The 26,190-nt window shown below is 44.7% G+C and carries 19 protein-coding genes; 7 read left to right on the forward strand and 12 right to left on the reverse strand.

Annotated elements, in window-relative coordinates; all coding sequences use genetic code 11:
• On the reverse strand, positions 1-1,055 hold a 1,055-nt coding region (locus ACTXGO_RS01605), incomplete at its 3' end, for a nitrilase-related carbon-nitrogen hydrolase (RefSeq protein ID WP_443573238.1).
• Positions 1,056-1,737: 682 nt separating this feature from the next.
• On the opposite strand from ACTXGO_RS01605, the gene ACTXGO_RS01610 reads away from it, so the two are divergent.
• The 3 genes from ACTXGO_RS01610 to epmA are packed head-to-tail and all read left to right on the forward strand — an operon-like array spanning position 1,738 to position 5,122.
• Positions 1,738-2,889: an AI-2E family transporter gene (locus ACTXGO_RS01610; protein ID WP_317200774.1), complete on the forward strand. Its 1,152-nt coding sequence runs from the start codon at positions 1,738-1,740 to the stop codon at positions 2,887-2,889.
• 40 nt (positions 2,890-2,929) lie between these two features.
• Positions 2,930-4,057 carry a 4-phosphoerythronate dehydrogenase gene (locus ACTXGO_RS01615; protein ID WP_435950195.1) on the forward strand — a complete coding sequence of 376 codons (1,128 nt, stop codon included), beginning with the start codon at positions 2,930-2,932 and terminating at the stop codon, positions 4,055-4,057.
• Between the two features lie 39 nt (positions 4,058-4,096).
• The gene (epmA, locus tag ACTXGO_RS01620) at positions 4,097-5,122 is read left to right on the forward strand and encodes an EF-P lysine aminoacylase EpmA (protein ID WP_443542420.1); all 1,026 of its coding nucleotides are present in this window, start codon (positions 4,097-4,099) and stop codon (positions 5,120-5,122) included.
• A gap of 96 nt (positions 5,123-5,218) precedes the next feature.
• On the opposite strand, the gene ACTXGO_RS01625 is transcribed toward epmA, so the two are convergent.
• The 6 genes from ACTXGO_RS01625 to ACTXGO_RS01650 form a co-directional block, all read right to left on the reverse strand.
• Positions 5,219-5,857, reverse strand: coding sequence for an NAD(P)H-binding protein (locus ACTXGO_RS01625; protein WP_435950197.1), 639 nt, complete (start codon positions 5,855-5,857; stop codon positions 5,219-5,221).
• Between the two features lie 179 nt (positions 5,858-6,036).
• Positions 6,037-6,486 carry a YaiI/YqxD family protein gene (locus ACTXGO_RS01630; protein ID WP_435950198.1) on the reverse strand — a complete coding sequence of 150 codons (450 nt, stop codon included), beginning with the start codon at positions 6,484-6,486 and terminating at the stop codon, positions 6,037-6,039.
• Positions 6,486-7,811, reverse strand: a complete 1,326-nt coding sequence (locus ACTXGO_RS01635; RefSeq protein ID WP_435950199.1) for a 5-(carboxyamino)imidazole ribonucleotide synthase — start codon at positions 7,809-7,811, stop codon at positions 6,486-6,488. The genes ACTXGO_RS01630 and ACTXGO_RS01635 overlap by 1 nt, the downstream gene beginning before the upstream one ends.
• 121 nt (positions 7,812-7,932) lie before the next feature.
• Positions 7,933-8,481 (reverse strand): 5-(carboxyamino)imidazole ribonucleotide mutase, encoded by a 549-nt coding sequence (purE, locus tag ACTXGO_RS01640; RefSeq protein ID WP_443542422.1) that lies wholly within the window; start codon positions 8,479-8,481, stop codon positions 7,933-7,935.
• Between the two features lie 115 nt (positions 8,482-8,596).
• Positions 8,597-9,541, reverse strand: coding sequence for a metallophosphoesterase (locus ACTXGO_RS01645; protein ID WP_435950201.1), 945 nt, complete (start codon positions 9,539-9,541; stop codon positions 8,597-8,599).
• A 29-nt stretch (positions 9,542-9,570) separates the two neighbouring features.
• Positions 9,571-10,188, reverse strand: a complete 618-nt coding sequence (locus ACTXGO_RS01650) for a rhomboid family intramembrane serine protease (RefSeq protein ID WP_317200759.1) — start codon at positions 10,186-10,188, stop codon at positions 9,571-9,573.
• A 290-nt stretch (positions 10,189-10,478) separates the two neighbouring features.
• On the opposite strand from ACTXGO_RS01650, the gene ACTXGO_RS01655 reads away from it, so the two are divergent.
• On the forward strand, positions 10,479-11,987 hold the full coding sequence (locus ACTXGO_RS01655) for a hypothetical protein (RefSeq protein WP_443542424.1): 1,509 nt from the start codon (positions 10,479-10,481) through the stop codon (positions 11,985-11,987).
• Positions 11,988-12,573: 586 nt separating this feature from the next.
• Complete coding sequence (locus ACTXGO_RS01660) at positions 12,574-14,253, forward strand: OmpA family protein (protein ID WP_443542426.1); 1,680 nt, start codon at positions 12,574-12,576, stop codon at positions 14,251-14,253.
• A gap of 132 nt (positions 14,254-14,385) precedes the next feature.
• Here ACTXGO_RS01660 and nagZ read toward each other — a convergent pair whose 3' ends face one another.
• The gene (gene nagZ / locus ACTXGO_RS01665) at positions 14,386-15,465 is read right to left on the reverse strand and encodes a beta-N-acetylhexosaminidase (protein WP_443542428.1); all 1,080 of its coding nucleotides are present in this window, start codon (positions 15,463-15,465) and stop codon (positions 14,386-14,388) included.
• A 598-nt stretch (positions 15,466-16,063) separates the two neighbouring features.
• Here nagZ and ACTXGO_RS01670 point away from each other — a divergent pair.
• Positions 16,064-18,295 carry a carboxy terminal-processing peptidase gene (locus tag ACTXGO_RS01670; protein ID WP_443542430.1) on the forward strand — a complete coding sequence of 744 codons (2,232 nt, stop codon included), beginning with the start codon at positions 16,064-16,066 and terminating at the stop codon, positions 18,293-18,295.
• A gap of 588 nt (positions 18,296-18,883) precedes the next feature.
• On the opposite strand, the gene ACTXGO_RS01675 is transcribed toward ACTXGO_RS01670, so the two are convergent.
• Positions 18,884-19,369, reverse strand: coding sequence for an FKBP-type peptidyl-prolyl cis-trans isomerase (locus ACTXGO_RS01675; protein WP_317200764.1), 486 nt, complete (start codon positions 19,367-19,369; stop codon positions 18,884-18,886).
• 334 nt (positions 19,370-19,703) lie between these two features.
• On the opposite strand from ACTXGO_RS01675, the gene ACTXGO_RS01680 reads away from it, so the two are divergent.
• Positions 19,704-21,632: a M61 family metallopeptidase gene (locus tag ACTXGO_RS01680; protein WP_443542432.1), complete on the forward strand. Its 1,929-nt coding sequence runs from the start codon at positions 19,704-19,706 to the stop codon at positions 21,630-21,632.
• 91 nt (positions 21,633-21,723) lie between these two features.
• Here ACTXGO_RS01680 and copM read toward each other — a convergent pair whose 3' ends face one another.
• The 3 genes from copM to ACTXGO_RS01695 form a co-directional block, all read right to left on the reverse strand.
• Positions 21,724-22,560, reverse strand: coding sequence for a CopM family metallochaperone (gene copM / locus ACTXGO_RS01685; protein WP_443542434.1), 837 nt, complete (start codon positions 22,558-22,560; stop codon positions 21,724-21,726).
• A gap of 123 nt (positions 22,561-22,683) precedes the next feature.
• Positions 22,684-23,286 (reverse strand): pseudouridine synthase, encoded by a 603-nt coding sequence (locus tag ACTXGO_RS01690; protein WP_317200767.1) that lies wholly within the window; start codon positions 23,284-23,286, stop codon positions 22,684-22,686.
• Positions 23,287-23,429: 143 nt separating this feature from the next.
• Positions 23,430-25,649 (reverse strand): NADP-dependent isocitrate dehydrogenase, encoded by a 2,220-nt coding sequence (locus tag ACTXGO_RS01695; RefSeq protein ID WP_317200768.1) that lies wholly within the window; start codon positions 25,647-25,649, stop codon positions 23,430-23,432.
• Between the last annotated feature and the right edge of the window lie 541 nt (positions 25,650-26,190).

Here is a 26,190-nt window from a genome sequence, read left to right on the forward strand (position 1 = left end):
AGGCGGCGCGCTTGTGCTTGGGCATCCTCTAGGCTGATTTGCGAGGTGTACTCGTACGGCATCATCACCGCGTACACCTTGTCAGCGCCCAAAGCGTCAACCGCAATACAAAGCGTCAATGCCGAATCAATACCGCCTGATAAACCGACGATGATACCTGAGAATCCTGATAGATTGACATAATCACGCAGACCGACAACTAAAGCCTGATACATCTCAGACTCGCGGCTTAGCGATAACGGCGCTTTGTTTTGGGTATTAAAGGAGTTGCTCTTGATATCTAAAGTCGCGAGCAATAGCTGATTCATAAAGCGCGGGGCCTCATGAGCGATATTACCATCGGCTTGCATAATGACAGAGCCGCCATCAAATACCAAATCATCTTGCCCGCCGACGGCATTGACATAGACGATAGGTAGATTATGCTCGCGGCTGCGTTTAGCTAGCATATCTTTACGCTGGTCTTGTTTGCTAATCTCAAACGGTGAGGCGTTTAAGCTTACGATAAGATCTGCGCCTTGTTTTTTGAGATCGGCAATCGGGCCTTTTTCCCACAAGTCTTCGCAGATGAGCAGACCGATAGTGATACCTTTGTAATCAAACAAAACTTGATTGCGGCCTTTATCGAAGTAACGACGCTCATCAAAAACGCCATAATTGGGCAGTACTTGTTTGTGGTAAAAGCCTTTTTGATGACCATTATGCAAGATAGCAGCAGAGTTAAAGGTGCCGTGATGATCGACATGAGGGTAGCCGACGATCATGACGATATCGTCGATATCACTTAGGCTGGATAAGGCGCTTTTGATGCGACCAGACAAGCTTGGACGTAGTAACAAGTCCTGCGGCGGATAGCCTAATAATGCTAGCTCTGGAAAGACAATGACGTCGGCACCTTGCTCGCGGGCTTGTAGTGCTAAAGTGCGCATTTTTTGAGCATTGGCGGTAATATCACCGACCAAAAACTGCGCTTGTGCTAATGCAAAGGTTACTGTATTTGCTGACTTATGACTATTATTGGTTGAAGGGTTGGGGTTATCAGTGTCTTTTGACATTGTTATTGTTCCTATTTATGTTTATATATACAAAATTATTATTGGGCTAAATATATAAGTTCAAATATTGAACTCATAAGCGATAAGACGCTGGCGTTTTCTATAATAAAAGCTCTATTATTGGCTTTTTCTACATTTAGCGTTATAGGCGCTCAAGATATCTGTCATTATTTTATGTTTAGCAGCTGCCGCTTAAATATAAAGCACTGCTTAAACCAAAGCAAAAAAATCCTTTTTCGCCTACTGATAATCAAGACTCAAAATATCTAGATCTGACAGACAACCGCTCTAGTATAACATCAATTAGAAGCGCTCATAGAACGCACCAGTGATTTAGCAGCGACGTCAGCTGAGTCAAGTGCTATGATAAAAGCGCTCATAAAGACAAATGTACTCAATGAAGCTGCGACTCACTTGAGCCTTTCATTTGAGCCTTAGACGCACAGTTGTAAGTAAAAGTTACAACACAGTATTATATATTCGTTATATTCTAATGCATAATGATAACTATTGACTGATGCGGTTTTTGACTTAAGCCGATGTCAAACTTATCTGATACCAACAGTCTTATATCGTCATCAAATACAGCTTATAGCTTTTGCCTATAAGCTGTATTTGTATAGTTACTATTTTATAGCAAGTTTACAGCAAAACTTTGCTAACTGATTTTGGTCACATTGCCATGATTGAACACTGGACAAAAGAGTTTATTATTCAGCGCTTACTTGCGATCACTTTGCTGGTTGTGCTGTTTATCTTATGCTTTCAGGTGGTACAGTTCTTTATCGTGCCTGCGTTGTGGGCGGCGATTTTGGCTTATGTGACTTTCCCTGTTTATCAGTTTTTTAACGAAAAAGTACGTTTTAGCTCTGGCGTTAGTGCTGGGGTGATGACGGTTAGTATTACACTTATCATAGGTATTCCTCTTGTTTTTGGTCTGTTTATATTGCAGCAAGAGGCTATAAGTTTAATTAGCAACATCATTTATCGCATTAGAGCAGGTTACTTAGATGTGCCTGAATCTATCAAGGATTTACCGATTATAGGTCAACAGATCAAAGACATGCTGTGGCGCATTAACAAAAATCCAGAGGGTGCGCTTGAGGCTTTTCGAGTCTGGGCGCAGTCGCATCTGTATTATGGCAAAATCGCTCTTGATGTGATGCTCAGCAGTCTTGCCAAATTGGGTATGGCACTGATGACGCTGTTTTTCTTTTACCGTGATGGTACCAACTTAATTCGTCAAATTCGTCAAGCGCTGCGCAATATCATTGGCAATCGTATCGACGGCTATATCGACTCGGTAGGGACAACCACGCGCGCTGTGGTATATGGCATTGGTCTAACGGCGCTCGCGCAAGCTTTGCTAGCTGGCGTTGGTTATTATTTCGCTAGTGCGCCAAGTCCTATTTTATTGACGATAGTGACTTTTATTATTGCGCTCATTCCCTTTGGCACGCCCTTTGTTTGGGGCGGAGTATCGATTTGGCTACTCAGTCAAGGTTATACCGCTGAAGGCATTGGTTTAGCGCTTTGGGGTACTTTGGTCATCAGCTGGGTAGATAATTTGATTCGTCCTATTGTCATTAGTGGCGCGACCAAGATACCCTTTATTATTATCTTTATTGGGGTGCTCGGCGGCTTGACGGCTTTTGGCTTTGTCGGTCTATTTATCGGACCTGTGGTACTTGCGATCGGTCTTGCCGTCTGGCGTGAATGGATATCTAATCATAAAAATGAAGTGTTCGCGCCCAAAAAAGTACCACTAGACGATGATGAACCGCTTGTATCTGCCGACAAAACAGCGGTGAGTGAAAGCAATAAACCGATTTGATGCTGACAGCACAATACTTTAATAACGACATACTAATTCTATGAATAATTCTATTACTATCGTTGCTGATAGCAACATTGCCAGTCTCAATGAGTTTTTTACCGCTGCCAATTTAGGTCAAGAGAGCGATCAGATCACTATCGTGACTGTAGCAGGGCGTGATATTACAGCGCAATTGCTAGAGCAGCTACAGCCTCAAGTGCTGCTCATACGCTCAGTGACTCAAGTCAATAAAGCACTACTTAAAGATAACAGTAGCGTCCATTTTGTCGGCTCAGCCACTATCGGCACCGATCATGTCGACCAGCACTATTTAAAATCGCGCAATATCACCTTTTCCAATGCAGCGGGATGTAGCAAGCATTCAGTCGCGCAATATGTGCTGACGGCTATTTTGACGCTACGTCCGCAGTATTGGTCACAGTCTATCAAGGCAATGAAGCCTATGACGCTTGGCATCATCGGACTGGGTAATATCGGTAGTACACTAGCGCAGTACGCAACTGACCTGGGCTGGCAAGTACTCGGGTATGATCCGCTATTACCGGTATCAACGGTCAACAATGCAAGCTTTGAGCAGGTATTAAGTCAAAGCGATGTGATAAGTTTGCATGTGCCGTTGACGTATAGACATAACGCTGACAACGTTGCTGACCATAGTAGTGATTATCCAACGCTTCATCTTATCGATAGTGCTGCTTTGGCAAAAATCCCAGCAGATACGCTACTTATCAATAGTGCGCGCGGGCCTGTTATCGATGAAGCGGCGCTCGTAGCGGATATCGAACGTACAGGTAGACAAATGGTGCTCGATGTGTTTGAGCATGAGCCGCAAGTGTCTGAGAGTCTATTATCTAAGCTCGCTATCGCCACTCCGCATATCGCAGGGTATACCCTAGAGGGTAAGCTGCGCGGTACACAAATGATTTATGATGCGCTCTGCGACAAGCTAGGAGTGCTACCTACGCAATCGATGAATAAGCTGCTGCCCGTTAATATGTTCTTGTGGTCTGAGCTCAAAGACAATCCTAATCTTTTAGGCAAGTTTTATGATATTAAGCAAGACGATAGCGCGTTAAGAGAAAAGGCTACCGATGGGCGAGTAGAGGGAGCTGACTTTGACAAGCTCAGACGCGATTATCATTTGCGCCGTGAATGGCAGGCTTGATATGAGTCAACTTATAATAGTTCATTACAGAAAATACTTATGACCTCACCTAACCATAGGCTTGATGCATCTAGCTATGCACCAACGATGACGCTAGCAATGGCACAAAAGCGCGCGCAAATGCTCGCTGATATCAGGCAGTTTTTTGCTATGCGTCAGGTATTAGAAGTACAGACGCCGCTATTATCGCAAGCGGGCAACACGGATACCTTTTTGCAATCGGTAGGTGCTGGGGTAACCTATCAAGATCAGCTGCGCACTTATTATTTGCATACCTCGCCTGAATTTGCGATGAAGCGTCTGCTTGCCAGCTGGCGCGTACCTATTTATCAGATATGCACGGTCTTTCGCGATAATGAGATCGGTTCGCGGCACAACATAGAATTCACCATGCTTGAATGGTATCAGCCGAATTATACTTTGGCTGATTTGGCTGATGAGCTTGGGCAGATGTTAGAGGTGCTCTATGGTTATCCTGTAGTGATGAATCACTATCGTTATGTCGATGCGTTTATGGACTTTGTGGGTATTCATCCACTGACGGCTAGTATCTCGGCGCTACAAGCCGTAGCTGAGGACAAGGGTCTGAGTGTATCTGGTCTTGAAGGTGATGGCGACAGCTCACAGCAAAGTGAGGATAATATCCGCCAAGGGTGGCTAGATTTGCTCTTTAGCCACGCCGTCGAGCCAAACTTGGGTTATGAGTTGCCAACGTTAATTGTTGAGTATCCACCAGCAACAGCGGCACTAGCCAAAACCGCTCTCGATAAAGACGGCAATCAGATTGCCAAACGTTTTGAGCTGTATATTAACGGTATCGAGATTGCCAATGCTTATGATGAATTGGCTGACGGACAGGCATTAAGAGCACGTTTTGAGCAAGACAATCAATTGCGCCGTCATCATAACCTGCCACTAATGCCTATCGATGAGCGCCTACTCGCTGCTTGTGATAAGCTGCCGACTTGTAGCGGGATTGCGCTTGGGGTCGATCGTTTACTAATGGTATTAGCAGGCGCAGCTCAACTATCAGACGTCATTAGTTTTCCAAGCGACCAAGCTTAAGCATTGAGTCAGTGTTTTATGAGCATAAAAAAGCGGACTATCCAAGGACAGTCCGCTTTTTTTGAACAAAATAGCTAAGATTATATATAGATAAGATTATATTTTGGCAATAGCTTCTTTGATAGCCGTCTCGCCGTTTTGCATACTAAAGACTTGCTTGATGGTGTTATCAGCACTCAATACCGCCGCTAAAGTGCTCGCTACATCCTTGATTGAGTTCTCACCTGCACTATCATCATTGACAGCAATAGTTCCCGTAGCTTCTCGCTCTTTAAGCGCGCCTGCTTGCACAATAGTGTAGTCAAGGGTGCTGTCATGGACAAGCCACTGGTCTGCGTAATGCTTGCAAATATAGTAGTCTTTTAGATCTTTGATACCAGGATTGTTCCATTTACTAGTATCTAATGAAAATACGGTACTGAGCATGATATAGCGTTTAATGCCATTATCTTGCGTCGCTTGCATAGTTTTCACTGCGCCGTGCAAATCTACTTCTAATACATTTTTGCCACCAGATCCTGCGACAAAATAAACCGCATCGATATCTTTATCGATTTGTTTTTGAATGTCGTCTTTATGAGCTGTAATGTCTAAATCTAACTGACTGTAGTTGTCGTTATCGAATAATTTTTCATCTTGTCTGGTCGTACCGATGACTTGATGACTATCATTTAATAATTGTTCAACCAAATCACTACCGACGCGGCCACTGGCACCTATGACTAAAATTTTCATATGGACTCCTATCTTTGAGAGTTGTTTTTTTAAGAGTTATTTAAAATATGCATCTAAGATAACAAAAAAATCGGCATACATCGTTATGATGCGTGCCGATTACATAGTGTTTGGTTATAGCGTGTATACCGTTTGCAAGGAGAGTAGGTATAGCGGTTGAATTTATTCTTTTAAAATGTCTAACGCACTAGTTTGTTAAGACCGTCGGCAAAGGCTTTTTTATCACGATCGCCGTACGGCTTTTGTCCACTCATCTCTTGTAATTCGAGCACGCCGGTACCGCGCATAGTATCCATAAAATCACGCATGTTGAGTTTTTGCTTGATATTGTTTTTATCATAAATGACGCCGCGCGTAGTCAGCACCATGCCGCCTTTATCCAAGATATCATTAGCCAAAGGAATATCGCTGGTAATCGCCAAATCGCCTGCCTGTATTTTTTCGACAATGTAATCATCAGCTTTATCAAACCCATGCGGTACAACGGTCATGATCAATAGCGGTGACTTGCGTAGCTTGATGGGGTGGTTGGCGACGAAGATAGCCATGGTTTGCGTACGCTCTGCGGTTTTGATAATTAACTCTTTGGCAATGAGTGGCACTGAGTCAGCGTCAATCCAGATTTGCATTAGTTATTAGCCTTGTCTTCTTTGTCAGCGGTACTTGCGCTTTGATCTAAGTCTTCTACTTTTTCGTCGACTTTAGCCTCGGCTTCGATATCTAACTGATCGGACTCTGTTTTGGTGTCTGAGTGTTTTTTATCCAAACCAACTTTATTAGGTAAAACGCTTATCAGTGCGCTCAAGCTTGTCTCAAGGTTAGCGACGTCATTTGGCATCAAGGTAATATGAGCGATCTTGCGATCTTCGCGCTCCTCTTTATGATAGCTGTGATAATGAGCGCCGTCTATTTTGAGTACCTCGCTGATATCTGGATACTGACCGAGGACATTGAGCATAATGGCGGGGTGGATATTGTCTGTATCACCCAAAGGCAGGCCAACTACTGCGCGTATATGGTTCTCAAACTGACTGGTGATTGCGCCCTCAATACTCCAGTGCCCAGAGTTATGTACACGCGGCGCGATCTCATTGGCGAGCAGATAATCATGACCGCGCGCGTCTTTAGTCACAAACAACTCAAGCGCCATAGTACCCACGTAATTAAGATGATTCATCACAGTGGTAATAGCATCTTTTGCTTGCTTGAATAAATGGCTGGTACCGACCGCAGGTGCTTGAGTTTTAGCTAAAATCCCTTGATGATGATGGTTTTCGACCAAATCATAACAGCGCACATTACCCTCTGTGCCACGTGTGGCGATGATAGAGAGCTCACGACTAAAGTGGATAAAGCCCTCAGCGATCAGCGAGGCGGGGGTTGGCGTCAGGCTACCTTGACCACTGACCGCATCTTTGAGCGCGTGCCACGCCGCTGGTATATCGTCATCGGTTTTGATCACAAACTGACCTTTGCCATCGTAGCCGCCGCGACTGGTTTTGAGTACGATAGGTAGACCCAAAGCCTTACAAGCCTGTGCAAGCTCGGCTTGGGTACTCACGGCGACAAAGGGGACGGTCGCAATAGCCAAATCATTAAACATCTGCTTTTCTTTTAGGCGATCTTGTGCCACATCAAGAGCAATAGGCGGTGGATACATGCCCTGTTTTTGTCCTGACTTGGCAAGACTTGCTAGACGTTCAACGGTCGATGTTGGCGTGTTTTCAAACTCTAGGGTAAACACGTCCGCTGCCGCTATAAAATCCTCTAACTGCTCACTGCTATAGACGCGTCCATAAAGACTGGCTGGACACTGCGCATTGTCCTCTAAAAACACGCAGCGATAACCGAGCGGCATGGCAGCCTCTGCCAGCATCATGCCGAGCTGACCGCCTCCTAAAATACCTATCGTACCAATGGTTTGGGTTGCAGGGTAAGCATTATCTGTTGTCATAGCAGGCTCTTTTGCGTCATCAAAAAGGATATGGTTTTGGTAGTATAGCAAAATAGGAAAAGGTGCACGAAAGGCACCTTTTATTATTGAGCTAAATGATGACCAAGCTAAGTTGGTCATTTTATTGATTGATAATACCAGGAATAGGGCTGGCAAGAATGGTATCGGTTTGCGTTTGACGCAAATGTTGCAATTTATTAGCAATCAACTCGTCATGCAATGCCAACACCTGAATCGCCAGCAGTGCAGCATTATAAGCGCCAGCACTACCGATAGCTAGCGTACCAACCGCGACGCCTTTTGGCATCTGGACGATAGAGAGCAAACTATCCCAACCGCTAAGTATCGAGGACTTTATAGGGACGCCAAAGACAGGAAGCGGCGTTTGACTGGCGCACATACCTGGCAGGTGCGCCGCCCCTCCAGCACCAGCGATGATGACTTGCAGGCCATTGTCTTTAGCGCCTTTGGCATACTCAAATAGTCTATCAGGCGTACGATGAGCCGAGACCACCTCGCATTCAAACGCAATACCGAAATCTGCTAATAACTGGGCTGCTGCGCTCATTGTCGGCCAATCAGACTGCGAGCCCATGATAATACCTACTTTGGGCTGACCTGCTGGGGAGGCGATAGCCTTGTTTTGGTCAGTTGCATGATCGATGCTCATAAGGCGATATCCTCAAAACGACCATCATACAAAAGTTTTGCTAGTGCCGTAAAGACAAGATTGCCTCATCTTAGCAAAACTCATCGCATAGCTTGGCTTGGTAGTCGTAGAAGGTCTACGTATTTAGGTACTGCACAAAGTTATTGGGGCTAAGTGGTAATGGGTGGTCAGTGTCCAGCTGATAACTGGTCAAATATCCACTATCAACCGCTGCTGAATAATCCGTGCAAACGACCTGCGGACTGAGCGGCGCAGGCGTGCCTGTTAGCCAGTAGTGACCCACAAATATAGGTTTAGTCGTTTTGAGCGTAAAGTCTATAGGCTCAGGCTTAGTATCATAAGGAATCTGCGCTATCGCTGAGGCAGGCGCGCGTGCAATATCGTGGATAGGGCGATCATTGAGATCATCAAGCCACCACCTTACTCGTACTCGCGTACGCGTCGTACCTTCTTTATCCACCATCACAATACCCTCAGGCAGCGGCGTCTCCACCCCTTTGAGCACGCGCTCTAAGGCCTCAAATAACGGCGTATGTTTTTGTGAGGTGTGAATAAGCGCCTTTAAGGTTAAGCGATTGTCATCGGTTAGCAGTGGCTTTAGCATTGCCATACTATCGACATCCCAGCAGGCATGCACAAAACAGGCATAGTCGGTCTCAAGCCACAATGGAATCTCGTAAAAGCGCTTAAGCCAATAGGTATGCAGCTCCGAGCCAAAGGTCACTTCATCTAAAAACGCCTTGTGCTGGCGGGTATGTATCTCATTGTGCACGCGTAAATAGTGCTCTGGATGCTCAGGATCTAAAGTGGCAAACGCTAAAGCATTGTATTCATGATTGCCCATCACGGCATCAGCAACGCCTGCGTCGAGCATCGCAAAGACAATCTCAAGCGTCTTGATTTGCTGCGGGCCACGATCGATTAAATCACCGATAAACAGCGCTCGGTGGCCTTTGGGCGGCACAAAATACTGACCATTATGCTGATAATCTAATTGCGTCAGTAGTCCTATTAGTTTGTCTGCATAGCCATGAATGTCACCGATAATATCTATAATCATAAATTGTGATCAAATTCCGAGTCAGTAGATTAAAGGATAGGCGAGAGTAGCTCGCTAATAAAGTGCGGTATAACCTGTGGCTCTAGTATTATTGTGGCTATCACGCCAAACGCGCCGCCCCATAAATGCGCCATATGGTTAATATTAGAGTCGCCTTTTTTATCGGCATAGATGCTATAAGCGACGTATGCGATAGCGAATAATATCGCAGGAATCGGTACAACAGCGAATAGATACAGCGTATCCCAAGGCGCGAGCAGTATAAAGGCAAAGAGTACTGCTGATACGCCGCCAGAAGCTCCAAGGCTTAGGTAGCTAGCATTGTTTTTGTTTTTGAGATAACTTGGAATCATCGCCACAATGATAGCCAAAAGGTAAAACACAATAAACCCAAAGCCCCATAGATATGGCTCATAAAGCCCTTCGATGGCGCGACCAAAGAAATATAAGGTAAACATGTTAAACAGCAGATGCATGCTATCGGCGTGAATAAAGCCGTGAGTCACAAATCGATCCCATTGACCTTGTTCTACTGCTGGCGGATAGAATATCAGACGATTAAACAGAGCTTTATTTTGCCAAGCCAGCAGACTGATAATAACCGTAACGATAATAATAAGTGTAGTATGATTAAACAAAAAGGTCATCCTTAGGGCAAGCCTATTATACTACGCGCTCAAAGTACGACGCGCTCAAAGTACGACGCGTTCCAAGTACGACGCGCTCCAAGTACGATACGCTCTAAGTCTCAAGCGTTTTGATTGAGAAAAGCAGAATATGTAGACTCCAATATAAAGCAATTAAACTATCAGCAAGTGATGATGAGTAAGGCTTCGTATTGCGAGCGTAACGACTCCTGTTGACAGAGATACTTGGCATAAAAAACGTAGAATTGAGCCATTAAAACCTTTAATCAAGCAGAGGAAAGCTGCATTTTATGAATATCATTGAACACTTAGAACAAACCGTTAGCAGCCTAGTGTTAGCAGATACTGTAAATGCTGCTAAGCTAAGCTTACTTGAGCAGTTCTATGCAATTTTAGCGACGCGGTTGTCATCATCACAAGTGCAGCACGATGATAAGGCGCGTTCAGACAGTTTTGACACCATTCATCACTCACTATTTGAGCAACTATGGCAAGACCCTGATGATCGTCAAGTCATCATTAAAGAGTTGTCCGCAGCGCACCATATCAATGAGATAGTGACCACGCAACTGCTTATCAATGCCACACCCCTCGCTTATCAAGCCCTAAAAGACAGTGCAAAGGGTGAGTATCTGCCCGCCTTTTTACAACATCAGCAACCCATTTTACGTCAATATCTTCCAGCGTGGTCAGCATCTGTTATTGCACAACGTACGCATATCGAGGGTTCACTGACGTCAGCTATTATTACAAATTCAGATAAAACGACGGCAGGTGACGCTCACATCTTAAATACACAAAACCTTGAGAAAGAAATCATTGAGCAAGAGGAGCTATCTGATACCGATGCCATTCATGCAAATCCCTCCCAGCACCATGCAGATAACTATGCAGATAATAACGAAGCTAATAATAACGAGGTTAAGCCTTTTAGAGTAACGCGCGCTCGTAACCACAATAAAGGCATGCGTAAGATATCCTGGTTACTGTTTGCCTTAGCCGTATTGGCAGGAATGGGGTTGGCATGGGCGTTAGTGACAAAGCCTAAACCAGTTGAAACCATCGCAGCACCGCCTACGGTTGCAGCGCCTGTTGAGCCGCCAGTCGTTGTTCCTTTGACACCTGTTTCGATGAGTGTGGGCGTGGATAATAGTGGCAATCTTTACACTTGTAGTGCAAAAGTCGGTGATACCAGTTTGCAAAGTGCGTTTATGCAAGCGCTTAACGTGAGCTTTGGTGAGCAAGCTAGTATTTGTGAGATCACTGTAGCCAAAGAGATCGCTGCAAGCTTGCCCAATATGTCCATAGAGACGCTACCTGATATCCTAACTTTGCTCAGAGCTACCCCTTTTGCACGCTTGCAACTACAAAACGAGCGCATCGTACTAGAAGCGCCTGATGGTCTGTTGCTGCAACAGCTGGTCGATGACATGCGTATTTTAGTACCTGCCATGCCGATAGAGCGCGCTGCGCCTATACCACTACCTGACAATCTAACTACTGATAATGATGTAACTACTGATAATAGTATAACTATGAATAATCCTGTTGATAGCGGCAACGAGACTATAAGTAATCTAAATAATAACGATGTCGGCAATGCAAACAACACTACAAACAACTATCAGGCTACAGATGATGAAACAGGCGATAGAGTCATACCTGATACGCCAAATCAATATAGGAACAATAATCAAAATACAAATAGCACGCCCGTTCCATCAGGACCTATTTCTTTATCTGAATTAGAGGAGATGGCAAGTAAAGAAATCAGAGTAGATCCAGTAAGAGCGAACTGATAATAACTATGTAGCGGTGTAATAGTCATATAGTGGTAGTGGTTATATAGTGGTAGTAGTTATACAGTGACTAGCTTAGCAGTCATTAACTTAGTAGTAACTTGCATGATTCCTTTAAATATTTGTATAAGCTTATTTGGCAATATATTAATATCCCTATTTGTTTGATATTAAAAAATTAAAAGTGACTTCTTACTTACGCCGTTATTTAAAGTGTTCAGCAGACTCTATCTGGCAATCCTTAATATACGTTAACGTCGATTACACTGATAGGTTTTTAGTTACGCGTAACTCTCCTAACATTACCTAATGTTGCATTTGTACAACATCACCTTTGTTGTGAGTAACCACTTAGTGATTATACTAGGACAATACTGAAGTAAATCAATAAGTAGCTATAGCTAAGTATTTGAACTCAATAATGAGTAACAGACACATTCTTTATTTTTATTTGCTACTACTTGTTACATTCACTCTTATAAAGCGAAACATAATCTTTTGTTTTGTTAATTTAAAATGACAGAATAAGTTTTCGCAAATTTTGAACATTTAGAACGATTACACAAACTATTAGGGGATACAGAATATGGATATTATCAGTCATTTAACACGAACCGTCAGCCCAGCAGTTTTGGGAGATGATCATAGCCCTGCCAAAAAAGGCCTACTTGAGCAGTTTTATGCGATATTCGCCGCTCGCCTAGCTGATAATGAAACCTATGGACGTTTCTCTAACGAGAATATTGCTCGTGACGATCAAGGTTTTTACGACCGCGTTTGGACAGATGGCGCGCACCGTGACCGTATTTCACGTGAGCTTGCAGGCGCGCACAACGTTGACGCAACAGCTTCTCGTGGTTTAATCGCTATGGCTGCACCTTTAGCCTATCATGAGATAAAAAGCCTTGCTGGAACGACGCCAGTACCCCAGTTTTTAAATGATAATTTATCCAGCTATCAGCATCATATCCCAGCATGGGCAAGCGCTGTGGTACCTGCTGGTATGTTAGCCGCCGCTCCTGCTGGCGCACGTATTTCTGACACGACCACGACCGCGCCTCTAGTACGCGAAGAAGAGCAAAAAGACGGCAGCTTTATGAAAGCGTTATTGCCTATTATTGGTTTAATTATTTTAGGTGCACTTGCTTGGGCACTGCTCAGAGGTTGCCAAGATGACCCAGCACCTGTCGCGACGCCTGTTGTTGCTGAAGAGCAAGCGCAGACAGATGGGCAAACAGCAGTTGCTATGGATGTCGAGCCTGCCTCATTGCGTCTTGCTATGGGTGAAGGCAACACCTTATACGCTTGCCGTATGAATGTCGGTGACGAAGCGCTACAAAGCACTGTTATGGGCGCGCTCAATGATGCGTTCGGCGCTGAAACTGATAAGTGTCGTGCTGATGTCGATGACAGTTTTGCGACAGATATGCCAGCTGCAGCCAATCTTGCTGCTATCTTAGCTATCTTCAAAGATGTCCCAGACGCTAGCATGATTATCAAAGGCGATAATATCGTAGTGAATTCAGCAGATGCTGATGTACTTAGCAAGCTAGTATCTGATTTACAAGCTGCAGCACCGTCAATGACAGTTGAAGCTGAAGGTCCGCTAGATATGCAAGGCGAGATTGACAACAGCCTAGTTGCTGCTGGTGCGGCAATAGATAGACTGGGTGACAATCCAGATCCACGCGATGTTGCTCGTGCTTTGAGCCTACAAACCATTAACTTTGAGTTGGACAAAGCGTTTATCCCTGATGTCAACAAGCCGTTCTTAGATCGCGCTGCCAAGATAGTTACCGAAGTACCAAACATGGAATTGGTTATTATAGGTCATACGGATAATCAAGCTTCTAATGCTTACAACATGGAGCTATCACGTGACCGTGCTGAATCAGTCAAAGAGTACTTAGTTTCTCAAGGCGTTGACGCAAGCAAGCTTACGACAAAAGGTATGGGTGAAACTGATCCTATCGCTGATAACTCAACTGAGCAGGGACGTTTCCGTAACCGCCGTATTGAGTTTACAGTCAACGATCAATCTGCAATGGCAAGTAACAATGGCATGGCGACCAACAGTGGCAACCTCGACCCAGATCTTAACCCGCTAGATAGCAACAACGATGATCTAACGGTTGATGGTGATGATCGCGGCGTAAACGCATCAATGCCAGACCCAGATCTGAATCCATTAGATAACAATAATGATGACTTACTACCAGATGGTGATGATCCCACTCAAGGTACTGTTCTTGATCCAACGAACTAATCTATCGATACAATTATAGATTATCCAAAAAACCGCACTTATCAGAGTGCGGTTTTTTTGTTGGAGTTTGGCTATCTTTAAAAGAGTAGAGTTTTTGCTTCTGCATGTAGTTGTAGTTGTTGTAGTCTGCTTTTATTTATACTCAGTAGGGTCCTTTTGCCCCGCTGTAATCTTAGTGTTTAGATCTTCGTTGACGAAAAAAGTATTCAAGATATGATTCCGAGCCTGTTGCCAGTAGTCAAATTGCTCACAAGTAGAGAGCAGGTCATCTTGCCATACTGGAATATGTCCGCGCATGGTTTTGATACGACTTTGATTGGGATAGGGTAGCTCTTGCGCCGCTTTGGCAGCATCGTGAGCAGCAATTCTATCATTACAGACTAGTGCGATGTCGCAACCTGCATTGATGGCGGCTTTAACGCGAGCGCTGACATCACCAACAGAATTGGCACCTGCCATAGAGAGATCATCAGAGAATATCACCCCATCATAATTGAACTGACTGCGCAAAATATCTTTAAGCCATATTTTTGAAAATCCTGCTGGCTTATCATCGACTTGCGAGAAGATAACATGAGCAGGCATCACCGCATCTAACCATGGTAAAGTCTGGGCGAAAGGCTGCATATCGCTTGACATAATCTCGTCTAAACTGCGCGTATCAATGGCCTGCGCTACGTGTGAGTCAGGAGCGATCGCGCCATGACCAGGAAAGTGCTTACCCGTAGTTGCCATGCCAGCGGCCTTCATTCCGCGCATAAACTGCGTAGACAAAGCTACAATCGCTTGCGGCTTATGATGAAAGCTACGATCGCCTATCACTTGACTGATACCGCCTCTATCGAGGACAGGCGCAAAGCTCATATCGATACCTACGGCGAGTACTTCTGCGGCCATAAGGTAGCCGCAATCGTAAGCACAGCTTAGGGCGAGATTTGGGTCTTTATCGAATAAATCGCCGAGGAGGCCCATTGCAGGTAGCGGAGTGAAGCCTTCACGCAGGCGTGCTACGCGGCCGCCTTCTTGATCGACCCCGATTAGGATATCAGCATTGTGGTAGCGGATGTCATCACATAGTGCGCGCACTTGGGCGGCATCGATCACGTTGCGTGCAAACAGTATAATGCCGCCTACTTGTGCCTGTTTGATCAAGCTGACGTCTTCTGCGGTCAGCGCGGTATTGTCTATATCTATCATTAACACGCCGTACATGGCAGAATCCTTTTTTAAGTTACATTTATAAGGCTAGGATAGAGGAGGGCTTAGTGATTCAAATCGACACACCTTTTGATGCTATCGTTCGCCTACTATGTCAGTCATTATACATAAGGGTGGTCGCTCATCAACCTAACAAGCGTGAACATAAGATATCTAATAGATAAGAATTAAAAGCATAAAGGGAATTAAGTGTAAGATTATTTATACAGTTTGAGACAGTCGATAAAGGTTGCGCGTGCTAGTATTTATTGTATTTTGGCTATACAGTGCTGGTGTTAGATGCTATTTTTATTCAGTTATTAATCAAGTACTAAGTTTGAGCAGGACAAGCCACTATTAGGCTATATCAGCCGCTAATCCAAAATGAGAGATAAAATACGAGTGCTATACTAGATGCTATTACTATACTAGTATCATCGCCATGTTAGTATCGTTGCCATGTTAGTGTCACCATCATAGCAGTAGCGCTGTAGTCGTATATTATGCAAGTGCAAGAATAAAGTGAGTACAAGCATAAAGAGATAGTACTTGCATTGGAATTAAACGAGCTACATTTAAAACAACTTATATTTAAAACTACTAGGTAGATACGATGAAAAAACAACCCGCACAATGGTTATTAAGTGCAGCTTCTGTAGGCATCGCAGGTATTATCCTCACTCAAAGTTATGGAACTGCAGTCGCTAATACTGAGACACAAGGGTTCGAGCCCACCCCTGAACAAAAAGTCACCACCCGTCAAGTTGCCGCTTTGCTGGATCGTAGCCATTATCTCAATCAGCCGTTAAATGCTGAAATGGGCAATGAGATACTCTCTATGTACATCGATAGCTTAGATCCAAACCATACCCTGTTCTTACAATCGGATGTCGATGAGTTTAAGAAAAAGTATGCTGATGACTTTGGTACTCGCCTCAAACGCGGCGATTTATCAGCAGGCGTTGATATCTTTGAGCGCTACCGCAAACGCTCAAACGAGTACTTTGAGATGGCAACAAGAATGCTCAAAACCGATATCGATTTGACAGGCGATGAGACCATTGTGCTAGATCGCGAAAAGCTCGGTCATTTTAAGACCAAAAAAGAGCAGCGCGACTACTGGACGCGCCAATTGAAGTTTCAATTGCTTGGCATCACTTTAGGCCAAGAAGATGAAAAAGCCAAAGAAAAGGTATTTTTAGATAATCCAGATATCACTCGTGGTCAGGATTTGGTCCGTAACGATCAGCGTACGCCAAACGAGATACTACTTAACCGCTTAACGCGTCAGCAAGGACAGTTCGGTCGCCTCAAAGATGATGAGGTAATGGAGACCGTTCTAAATACTGCTATGCTGACCTACGATCCGCACAGCAATTACTATGCGCCTATTCAAGCGACTGAGCTACAAATCCAGTCAAGCTTGCAATTAGAGGGCATTGGCGTCTCTATCCGTCCTGATCGCAAAAACCCAGATTATACTCGTATTGTGACTCTCGTCGATGGAGGCCCTGCAGCAAAAACAGGTCAGATAAAACCCAACGACCTCATTATAGGGATCGCCAAAGACGGTAAGACCATGACGGATGTGGTCGGCTGGTCAACGCGCGAAGTTGTCGGTCTTATTCGCGGTAAACGCGGCACTTCGGTGACGCTTAAGCTGCGCCAACCCAACACTCCGGATGCTAGCGCGCGTACGGTCACAGTAGTACGCGATATTATTCAGCAAGAAGAGTCAGGCGTACGCCAGCGCGTGGTAGCAGTCAAATCTCCTGAGGATGGCTCGCTTAAACGTATTGGTGTCCTTGAGATTCCAAGTTTTTATCTAAATTATCGCGCGCGCCGCAATGGTGAGGACTATCGTAGCGTCAGTATAGATACAGAGCGCGCAATCAAAGAGCTCAATGAGGAAAATATCGACGGACTAGTGGTCGATTTGCGCAATAATCCAGGCGGCTCACTAGATGAAGTGGCGAAAATGCTTGGATTGTTCATCAAAGGCGGCCCGTTAGTACAAATTCGTGATAATCGCGGCAACATCCAAGTCTACCGTGATGATGACGGCGGTGAGCAGCTCTATGATGGCAAAATGGCAGTGATTACTAATCTGGCTTCAGCCTCAGCGAGTGAGATTTTTGCTGCCGCTATTCAAGATTATGGTCGCGGTTTAGTCGTCGGGAGCACAACCACAGGTAAGGGCTCTGCACAGATTCAACTTGATAACCTCGCTCTAGGTTCAGCCACTCTTACTCAGCGTAAGTTTTACCGTATTACAGGTGGTAGTACGCAAAACAAAGGCGTCGTTCCAGATGTAGAACTGGTCAATATTTATGATGATGCAACTTTTGGTGAGCGCGCGCAGAAAAAAGCGCTGCCTTGGGATACTATAAAGACGGCCGCTTATAAGCCCGAAGGGAGGTTCACCTCTGATACACTAGCTACGCTTAATCAGCAGTCCAAAATCCGTCAAGAGCAAAATCCGCAGTTTGTCTATCTATCAACGCTCAATGATATTCGCAATATGGAAGATGAGAAAAAGCCGATCGAGATTGATATTAACAAACGCCGCGCTAAAATGCAGCTGATAGAAAAGCGCTCGTTAGAAGCTGAAAACAAACGCCTTATCGCAACAGGTAAGCGTCCTTACGCTAATTGGAATACCTATCAAGCCGCTATGGATGCCAAATTTGAAGAGCGAAGCCAAATGAAAGCGGACGAGCGCCCTGAGCTACCAGAGAGTGAGGCATATATCACTGAGGCCGCTTATTTAATGCTAAGTGCCCAGCCACAAACTCTAAGCAGTCCCAAAGAGAAGTTATCTGCTAGAGATAAGCAAGCTATGTAATCAGCTAGTAGGGGTGTGTAACACTGTGTAAGCATATGCTTACACACATTGAGTCTTTGGCGTCTTACCTTATAGGGCTAATTTTACGATAATGGTTCCACAGCACAATTGAGTAGTACTAGGGATTGGTATTCAGTGATTGTATCAGGGATGGTTTGCTGATTAGGGATGACAGGGCTAGATGCCCGCTAGCTAGAGTTGACTTCGGGATTAGGTTGATTTTAGTATTAACAAGGATGGTTAGTAATGAGAGCCGTGTAACGCTAGTCGTTATACGGTTTTGTTACGTTTAGACATCTGGTTTTGCTACAAAACTTTAAAAAAATTCCAGCTATAGTCAATATGAAATAAAATCGATACGCAAATATTACCAGTGCTACTGGTATAAATTTTACTTGCTTGCTGTGTCTACGATGACAGAGGCTGCGCAAAATTCATCCCAGCAGCACTATATCAGTTTTATGGTAATTCAACTATATATAGAATTCATTATGTTAGCACACAAAAAAGCCAGTCGCTCAATTTGAGTGACTGGCTTTTAGCTTGCTATAGTAGTGTGTTAGACCACTCAATAGCTCTACGCTCTAATTAATGCTCAACGCCGCCTGCACCGTGGACGTGACCATGGTTTAGCTCATCTTCAGTTGCCGCGCGTACTTCTTGAATCTCAACATCAAACGTCAAACGCTTGCCTGCCAAAGGATGGTTGGCATCAACAGTAACTTCTTCGTCCGTTACATCAGTTACGGTTACGAGCATCACTTGCTCGCCTGCTTGTGATTGAAACTGCATACCTGGCTGAATGTCTTCTACGCCCTGAAAGTTATCACGAGGCACTTTTTGTACGGCTTGGTCTTGGTACTCGCCGTAGCCATCAGCAGGCTCTACAACAGCGTTTACTTTTTCGCCAGCAGACTTGCCTTCTAATTGTTTTTCTAAACCTGGAATGATGTTTTGATGACCATGCAAGTAAGCGAGTGGCTGACCTTCTTGTGACTGGTCTAATATATTGCCTTCGTCATCTTTTAGCGTGTAGTTAAACTTTACGGCGGTATCTTTTGTGATAGTAGTCATAAATTATCCTTTTTTAATACAAATAACATAAATCTGAAGTAGTAATAAACCTAAAAGAGCCAATTAGCCAGCCAAAAAGCCGAACTATTAATCAGTTATCATCAGTTTATCAAAGTAACTGTAGCAGTTAGTGTCTTTAATTGAGATGCTCATAATAACTTTCAAGGTAAAAAATAAAAAAGAGTGCATAAATAAGCTAAGCATAGCCTTTTGTATCATAAAGTAAGGGCAAAAATGCAATATTGTCAGTGAGCGGTGCAAAGACGATTTTGCCAGTTGCGTTTTGATGCAATGACTTCTACCATAACCACATCCTTTTTTATAAGAATAGACTATGACAACGCCCAAAGCTTATCCTGTGCATTACAAGTTTGACTTTGCTCGCTTTAACGAGCATTTGGTTGATGTGACCTTAACTTTTCAAAGCGACATCGATGCGCCAAGCTTATGGCTGCCGGCTTGGATTCCAGGCAGTTATTTGATGCGTGAGTTTGCCCGTCACATCACCGCTGTGCATTATCAAGTGCTAAAGGATACGCAAAATAAAGGTGATGATTCAGTCAGCCTGCGCGCAAAAAAGACAGATAAGCATACTTGGCAATTACCTAAGGTTGAGGCGGCACAAACGGTGAGCGTCCACTATGAAGTGTATTGCTACGATCTGTCAGTACGCACCGCTTATGTCGATCAGCAGCGGCTGTATGGCAACTTTACCTCTCTTGCGCTAGCGATTGAAGGGCAGGAGGCATCGGCGATACAAGTAAGCTTAGTGGTACCTGATGCGTTTTTGACAGGCAAGGACGCTAACAAAGTAATTATCGCCTGCGGTCTTGAGGCGACTTCTTTGGCTAATGAAGCAAAGAGCGTCAGCCAACATATCTACGGGTTGCAGGCACAGAGCTATCATCAGCTGATCGATTACCCGTTTGAGATCGCTGAGCAGGATAAGTTTGGGTTTATCGTACAAGATCATCGTCATCAAGCACTTGCGCACCGCTTTTATATATCAGGCAGACATAGTGCCCATTTAGGACGGCTGCAGCAGGATCTGACTCAAATTTGCCAGAGCTATATGGACTGGCTAGGGGACGCGCCCTTTAGCGATTACACCTTTATGACTTATGCCAGCGGGCAAGATTATGGTGGTCTTGAGCATATTAATTCGACCAGTTTGATTACGCCGCGCCGTGACTTGCCTAGTCACGATGAGCCCCAAATACCCAGCAATGCCTATCAGCGCTTTTTAGGCTTGTGTAGTCATGAGTATTTTCATGCATGGTGGGTCAAGACGGTGCAGCCTGATGTCATGTTCGATGTTGATTTGCGCCGTGAGGCCTTTACACCGCTGCTTTGGGTGTTTGAAGGCTTTACCTCCTATGTTGATGATTTTATGCTACAAGCCTCCGGTGTCATAGACAAAGCCAGCTATCTTAAATTACTCGCCGAACAGATCAATCGCTACTATCAAACGCATGGCCGCGCCAATCAAAGCGTTGCTGAATCTAGTTTTGATGCTTGGATTAAGCTGTATCGTAGTGACGAGAACACAGGCAACGCGGGTATCAGCTACTACAATAAAGGCGCGCTGGTCGCTCTATGTTTGGATTTGACTTTGCTTGAGTACAGCAATGGACGCTATCGGTTGTTTGATGTGATCAAGTCTTTTTATGAGCAAGCAAAAGCGTCCGATAAAAAGAGAATCGGAATCACTAGCGCTGATATGGGCCGCGTTATCGGTGAGTTTATGCCAGTAGATGAGTGGGAGACGTTTGAGCGCCGCTATATCGATGGCGTTGAAGAGTTACCACTTGATGAGCTACTGAGCGCAAATGGCATCACTATAAAACCTGATAACAAAGAGACTGCGGACAAACAAGTGCCTTGGGGCATGCGCTGCACCGACACGCCAGCAGGTCTTAAAGTCAATCGCGTACAGCGCGGTAGCGCGGCGGCTATTGCTGGAATATCAGCGCACGACGTCATCGTCGCCATCGATGGTATCAAAGCCGATAGCAAGCAGCTAGCTACCTTAAAAGACGCTAATTATCATGTTGAATGTCATCTGTTTCGCCGTGACGAGCTGATGCGCGTTGACGTATTACCTAAAGCCGCTCAGGGTATTGAGGATATAAGCCAGCAAAGCCCATTCCCTCACAAGGTGGATCTACAGTTTATAACTATGCGCTCGGCATCGACTGATGGCAATCAGTCAGAGTCAGATAAAGCGCTAATCTGGCTTGGGGCTATGGATCAGGTAGAATAAACCTTTTGCTCAAAGAACGTTTCGCTATCAACACAAAAAACCCCGTACTAGCTGTTTTTAGTACGGGGTTTTATTTAAACGGTATCTGTTTTTACGTTACAGACTCATTTTCGGTTAACTCAGCGCTGTCATCGGCTTCTTCAATAATGGTTTGATTATCGATCCAATTTTGTATGATTTCAATCTCGCTTTGCTGCGCGTCGATAATGTTTTTAGCCAGCGCTCGCATCTCGTCATCCTCGCCGTATTTTAATTGTGTTCTTGCCAGCTTTACCGCACCGATATGATGAGCGAGCATAGCACGTGCAAAGGCCATATCAGCGTCAGGGTCAGTGATGGCCGCTGACATCTCATCGTGCATGGTCTTGGCGCTCGCATCATAAGCGCGCTGCATCGCTTGGGTCACAGGTTTTGACTCGATCGTATCAGGATGGCTGGCAAGCCACTTTCTTAGAATATCGATCTCACTTTGCTGCGCGGTCATGACCTCTTGTGCCACCTTGCGCATAAAGGGATCTTGACCGTATTTTAGCTCAACCTTAGCCATATCGATCGTACCGCGATGATGACCGAGCATACTTTTGGCAAAGGCTGTATCTGGATCGTTATAACCTATGCCTATTAGCATCTCATCATGCATACCTGTCATCGCTTTAGCGTAGTCTTGATATCTCGCGCTCGTCTTTATCTCATTTGGCACCTCTAAATCATCCGTCATACCATGAGCACTACGTGCGCCTGCACCTTCTGCTAAGACCTCTGTACTATCAGCATTGTCGCTGACAGGCGGCTGCGGCTCGATGACAATCTTATCCTCTACTGTCGTCTCTTCTAGCGCTGTAGCGTTAGTCGTCTCGGCCGCAGGTTGACACGCACTAACGGCAAAAACAGCTGCAAAAATAGGCATAAGAAGACGGGCGTTAAACATGACGGATCCTTGTCAAAGGCAAGTAGATGGCGAAAGAATAAAGACTTAAGAATAGTAGCAGACAAACCTTACCCTTTCGAGTCACTAGGTTAAAAATGTGGTCACTTTTTTGTCTACAAAGCTTTAAAGGCCTAATTGCTGACATTGCTCACGGCTAAGGCTAACATGCACAGACTCACCAACGGCTAAATCTTTGAGCTCAAATCCAGCGACCGACCAGCGAATCAGGCGCAAGCAAGGCAAGCCCACATGGGCCGTCATGCGCCGTACTTGTCGATTTTTACCCTCAAAGATAGTGAGTATCAGCCACGAGTCAGGGACACTTTTGCGCTCGCGTATTGGTGGATGACGCGGCCATAGCGCGATAGGCAAATCCTCTACGCTTACGTGTTTGATTTTAGCGGGCAAGGTCTTGCCGTCTTTGAGCATGACGCCGCGGCCTAATTGTGTGAGTTGCTCAGCAGTCGGAATACCCTCTACTTGTACCAGGTACGTTTTGCCTTGTTTGCGTCCGCTATTGGCTTTTGGTGGATGCGTAATGGCCTTGTTAAGCTTACCATCAGCAGTTAATAACAGCAGACCTTCGCTAGTGGCGTCCAAGCGTCCAGCGACGCGCAAGGATTTGTCATCAAAGAACTCTGCTAATGGCGTAAATTTATTATTATCGTCATCCCTAAACTGGCTTTGGACGCCGTAGGGTTTATTAAATAAAACGAGTGTAGGCATAATGGGTGCCATATATAAAAGTTATGGCTGATTTTATCACGGCATGGTACAAATATTTATAGACAATAAAAAAACACCTCAAAGATTTATTGTCTTTGAGGTGCTCATATCTAACTTAAATAATGCTAAAAACGCATCGGATACTATATCGAAGCTATAGCGTCATTGAAGGTTTGACTTGGACGCATGACTTGCTCAGCGAGCGCTTCATCCGCTAGATAATAACCATCGATATCGACAGATTTACCTTGTGCATCGTTTAGCTCTTTGACGATAGTCTCTTCGTTGCTCTCCAACTCTTTAGCAAGTTTTGAGAACTGAGCTTTGAGATCGCCATCTTTGTCCTGCGCAGCGAGTTCCTCAGCCCAGTACATTGCTAAGTAAAAATGACTACCACGGTTGTCAAGCTCACCTGTTTTGCGTGAAGGCGACTTATCATTTAACAACAGTTTTTCAGTCGCTTTATCAAGCGTTTCTGCCAATATTTGCGCTTTAGTGTTGTCATCGTTTTTGGCCAAGTGCTCAAGCGATTCAGTTAATGCTAGGAACTCACCTAACGAATCCCAACGCAAATGATTTTCCTCAACCAATTGCTGTACGTGCTTAGGTGCAGAACCGCCAGCACCCGTTTCAAACAAACCGCCGCCTTTCATTAGCGGTACTACCGAGAGCATCTTAGCACTCGTGCCCAGCTCCAAGATTGGGAATAGATCGGTCAGGTAATCACGCAAGATATTACCAGTAGCAGATATTGTATCAAGGCCGCGAGCAACGCGCTCTAGGGTATAACGCATAGCACGAACCTGTGACATGATCTCAATATGCAGGCCGTCAGTATCGTGATCCTTTAAGTACATTTTGACTTTTTTGATCAGCTCATTCTCGTGCGGGCGATACGGGTCTAACCAAAAGACAACAGGTGTATCTGATTCACGCGCGCGGCGTACAGCAAGCTTAACCCAGTCTTGAATAGGCAGATCTTTGGTCTGACACATGCGCCAGATATCGCCTTTTTCAACGCGCTGCTCCATTAATACTTCATCTGTCTCTTCGTCAACAATACGAGCAATGCCCGAATCACTGGCTTCAAAAGTCTTGTCGTGTGAGCCGTACTCTTCTGCCTTTTGTGCCATTAGACCGACGTTTGGTACGGTACCCATCGTGGTTGGATCAAAGTTGCCATGCCACTTACAAAAATTGATCATCTCTTGATAAATACGAGCAAAGGTAGACTCAGGCATCACCGCTTTGCAATCATACAATTTACCATCAGCGCCCCACATTTTGCCACCTGAGCGAATCATTGCGGGCATAGAGGCGTCAACGATGACATCACTCGGTGAGTGAAAGTTAGTAATGCCTTTATTAGAGTCAACCATAGCAAGACGCGGACGATGTACTTGGCAGGCATGCAAATCACGCTCAATCTCTTCTTGCAATGAGGTGGGTAGCTCTTTGATTTTTTCGTACAAACTTGCCATACCATTGTTGACGTTGATGCCAAGCTCTTCAAAGAGCGCGCCGTGCTTTTGAAAAGCGTCTTTGTAGTAGGTTCTGACAGCATGACCAAAGACGATAGGGTGAGAGACTTTCATCATTGTGGCTTTTACATGCAATGAGAATAAGATACCCGCTTCACGGCAGTCTTCCATCTCACGCTCATAAAACTCAAGTAAGGAGTCTTTACTCATAAACATCAGATCGATGACTTCTTTGTCTTGTAAAGCGATACCGGTTTTGAAGACATTGACCGTACCATCATCAGTGACACGCTCCATACGGACGCTGCGCGCTTTGTCCAAAGTCATCGACTGCTCACCAGCATAGAAATCGCCATCATGCATGTGTGAGACATGAGTCTGTGACCACTGCTTCCACTCGCCCATAGAGTGCGGGTGCTTGCGCGCGTAGTTTTTGACCGCTTTTGGTGCGCGGCGATCTGAGTTACCTTCACGTAAGACGGGGTTGACCGAGCTACCTAGGCTTTTGCCATAGCGCTTGCGTAGCTCTAACTCTTCTTCGGTCTCTGGATCATCAGGGAAATCAGGTATCGCGTAGCCTTTAGCCTGTAGCTCTTTGATAGCGGCTTTGAGCTGCTGTACTGAGGCACTGATATTAGGCAGTTTAATAATATTGGCATTAGGATCTTGCGTGAGTTCACCTAGCTTAGCTAAGTTATTAGGAACGCGCTGCTCCTCAGTTAGGTAATCAGGAAATTCTGCTAAGATACGTGCAGCTACAGAGATGTCGCTGGTTTCAACATCGACGCCTGCAGTTTTAGTAAAGGCTTCAACAATAGGCAAAAAAGATAAAGTGGCTAGCGCTGGAGCTTCGTCGGTTTTTGTATATATAATTTTTGACATTTTAGTATGCTATTCCTTTAGGTTATAGTTAAATTTAGAGTGTGTATCAGCTATTAATAGTAGCAATCATGTTTTCATTCAGTTGAGCATAAGGACAAATATAAAAGGTAAAAGGGTGTTATCTACATTCGATAGAATGATAGTTTGACTATAGCATTTAAACACCCAAAAAGTGAACTGATGACAGTAATTTGTAAGAAAAACACCGCATATTCGATACGTTGTCAATCTTGAATAGTGAACTTGGTATACTATTTTTTGAGTGCAGGTTTAGTTATAGGCTGTCACCCCTTATATTCTAACAGCGATTGCGCTGAATATCACCTTTGCCAAGCGATTTTAAGCCGTCTATCCACTACATTTGACCTTAATATTGACTCTATTTTTACCATGCTGAGCTATTCAAATACTGGCAGCTTAGGTGTTTTCTATTATAAAGCTTGACTAATTTTTATCATCAAGTGATATCTATATTTGCAAATTGTGACAGCAAATAGGTATAAATTTGCTAGGCTAATGACTGTAATTGTCGCACGACTAA

The sequence above is a fragment of the Psychrobacter sp. T6-1 genome (genome assembly GCF_052258445.1).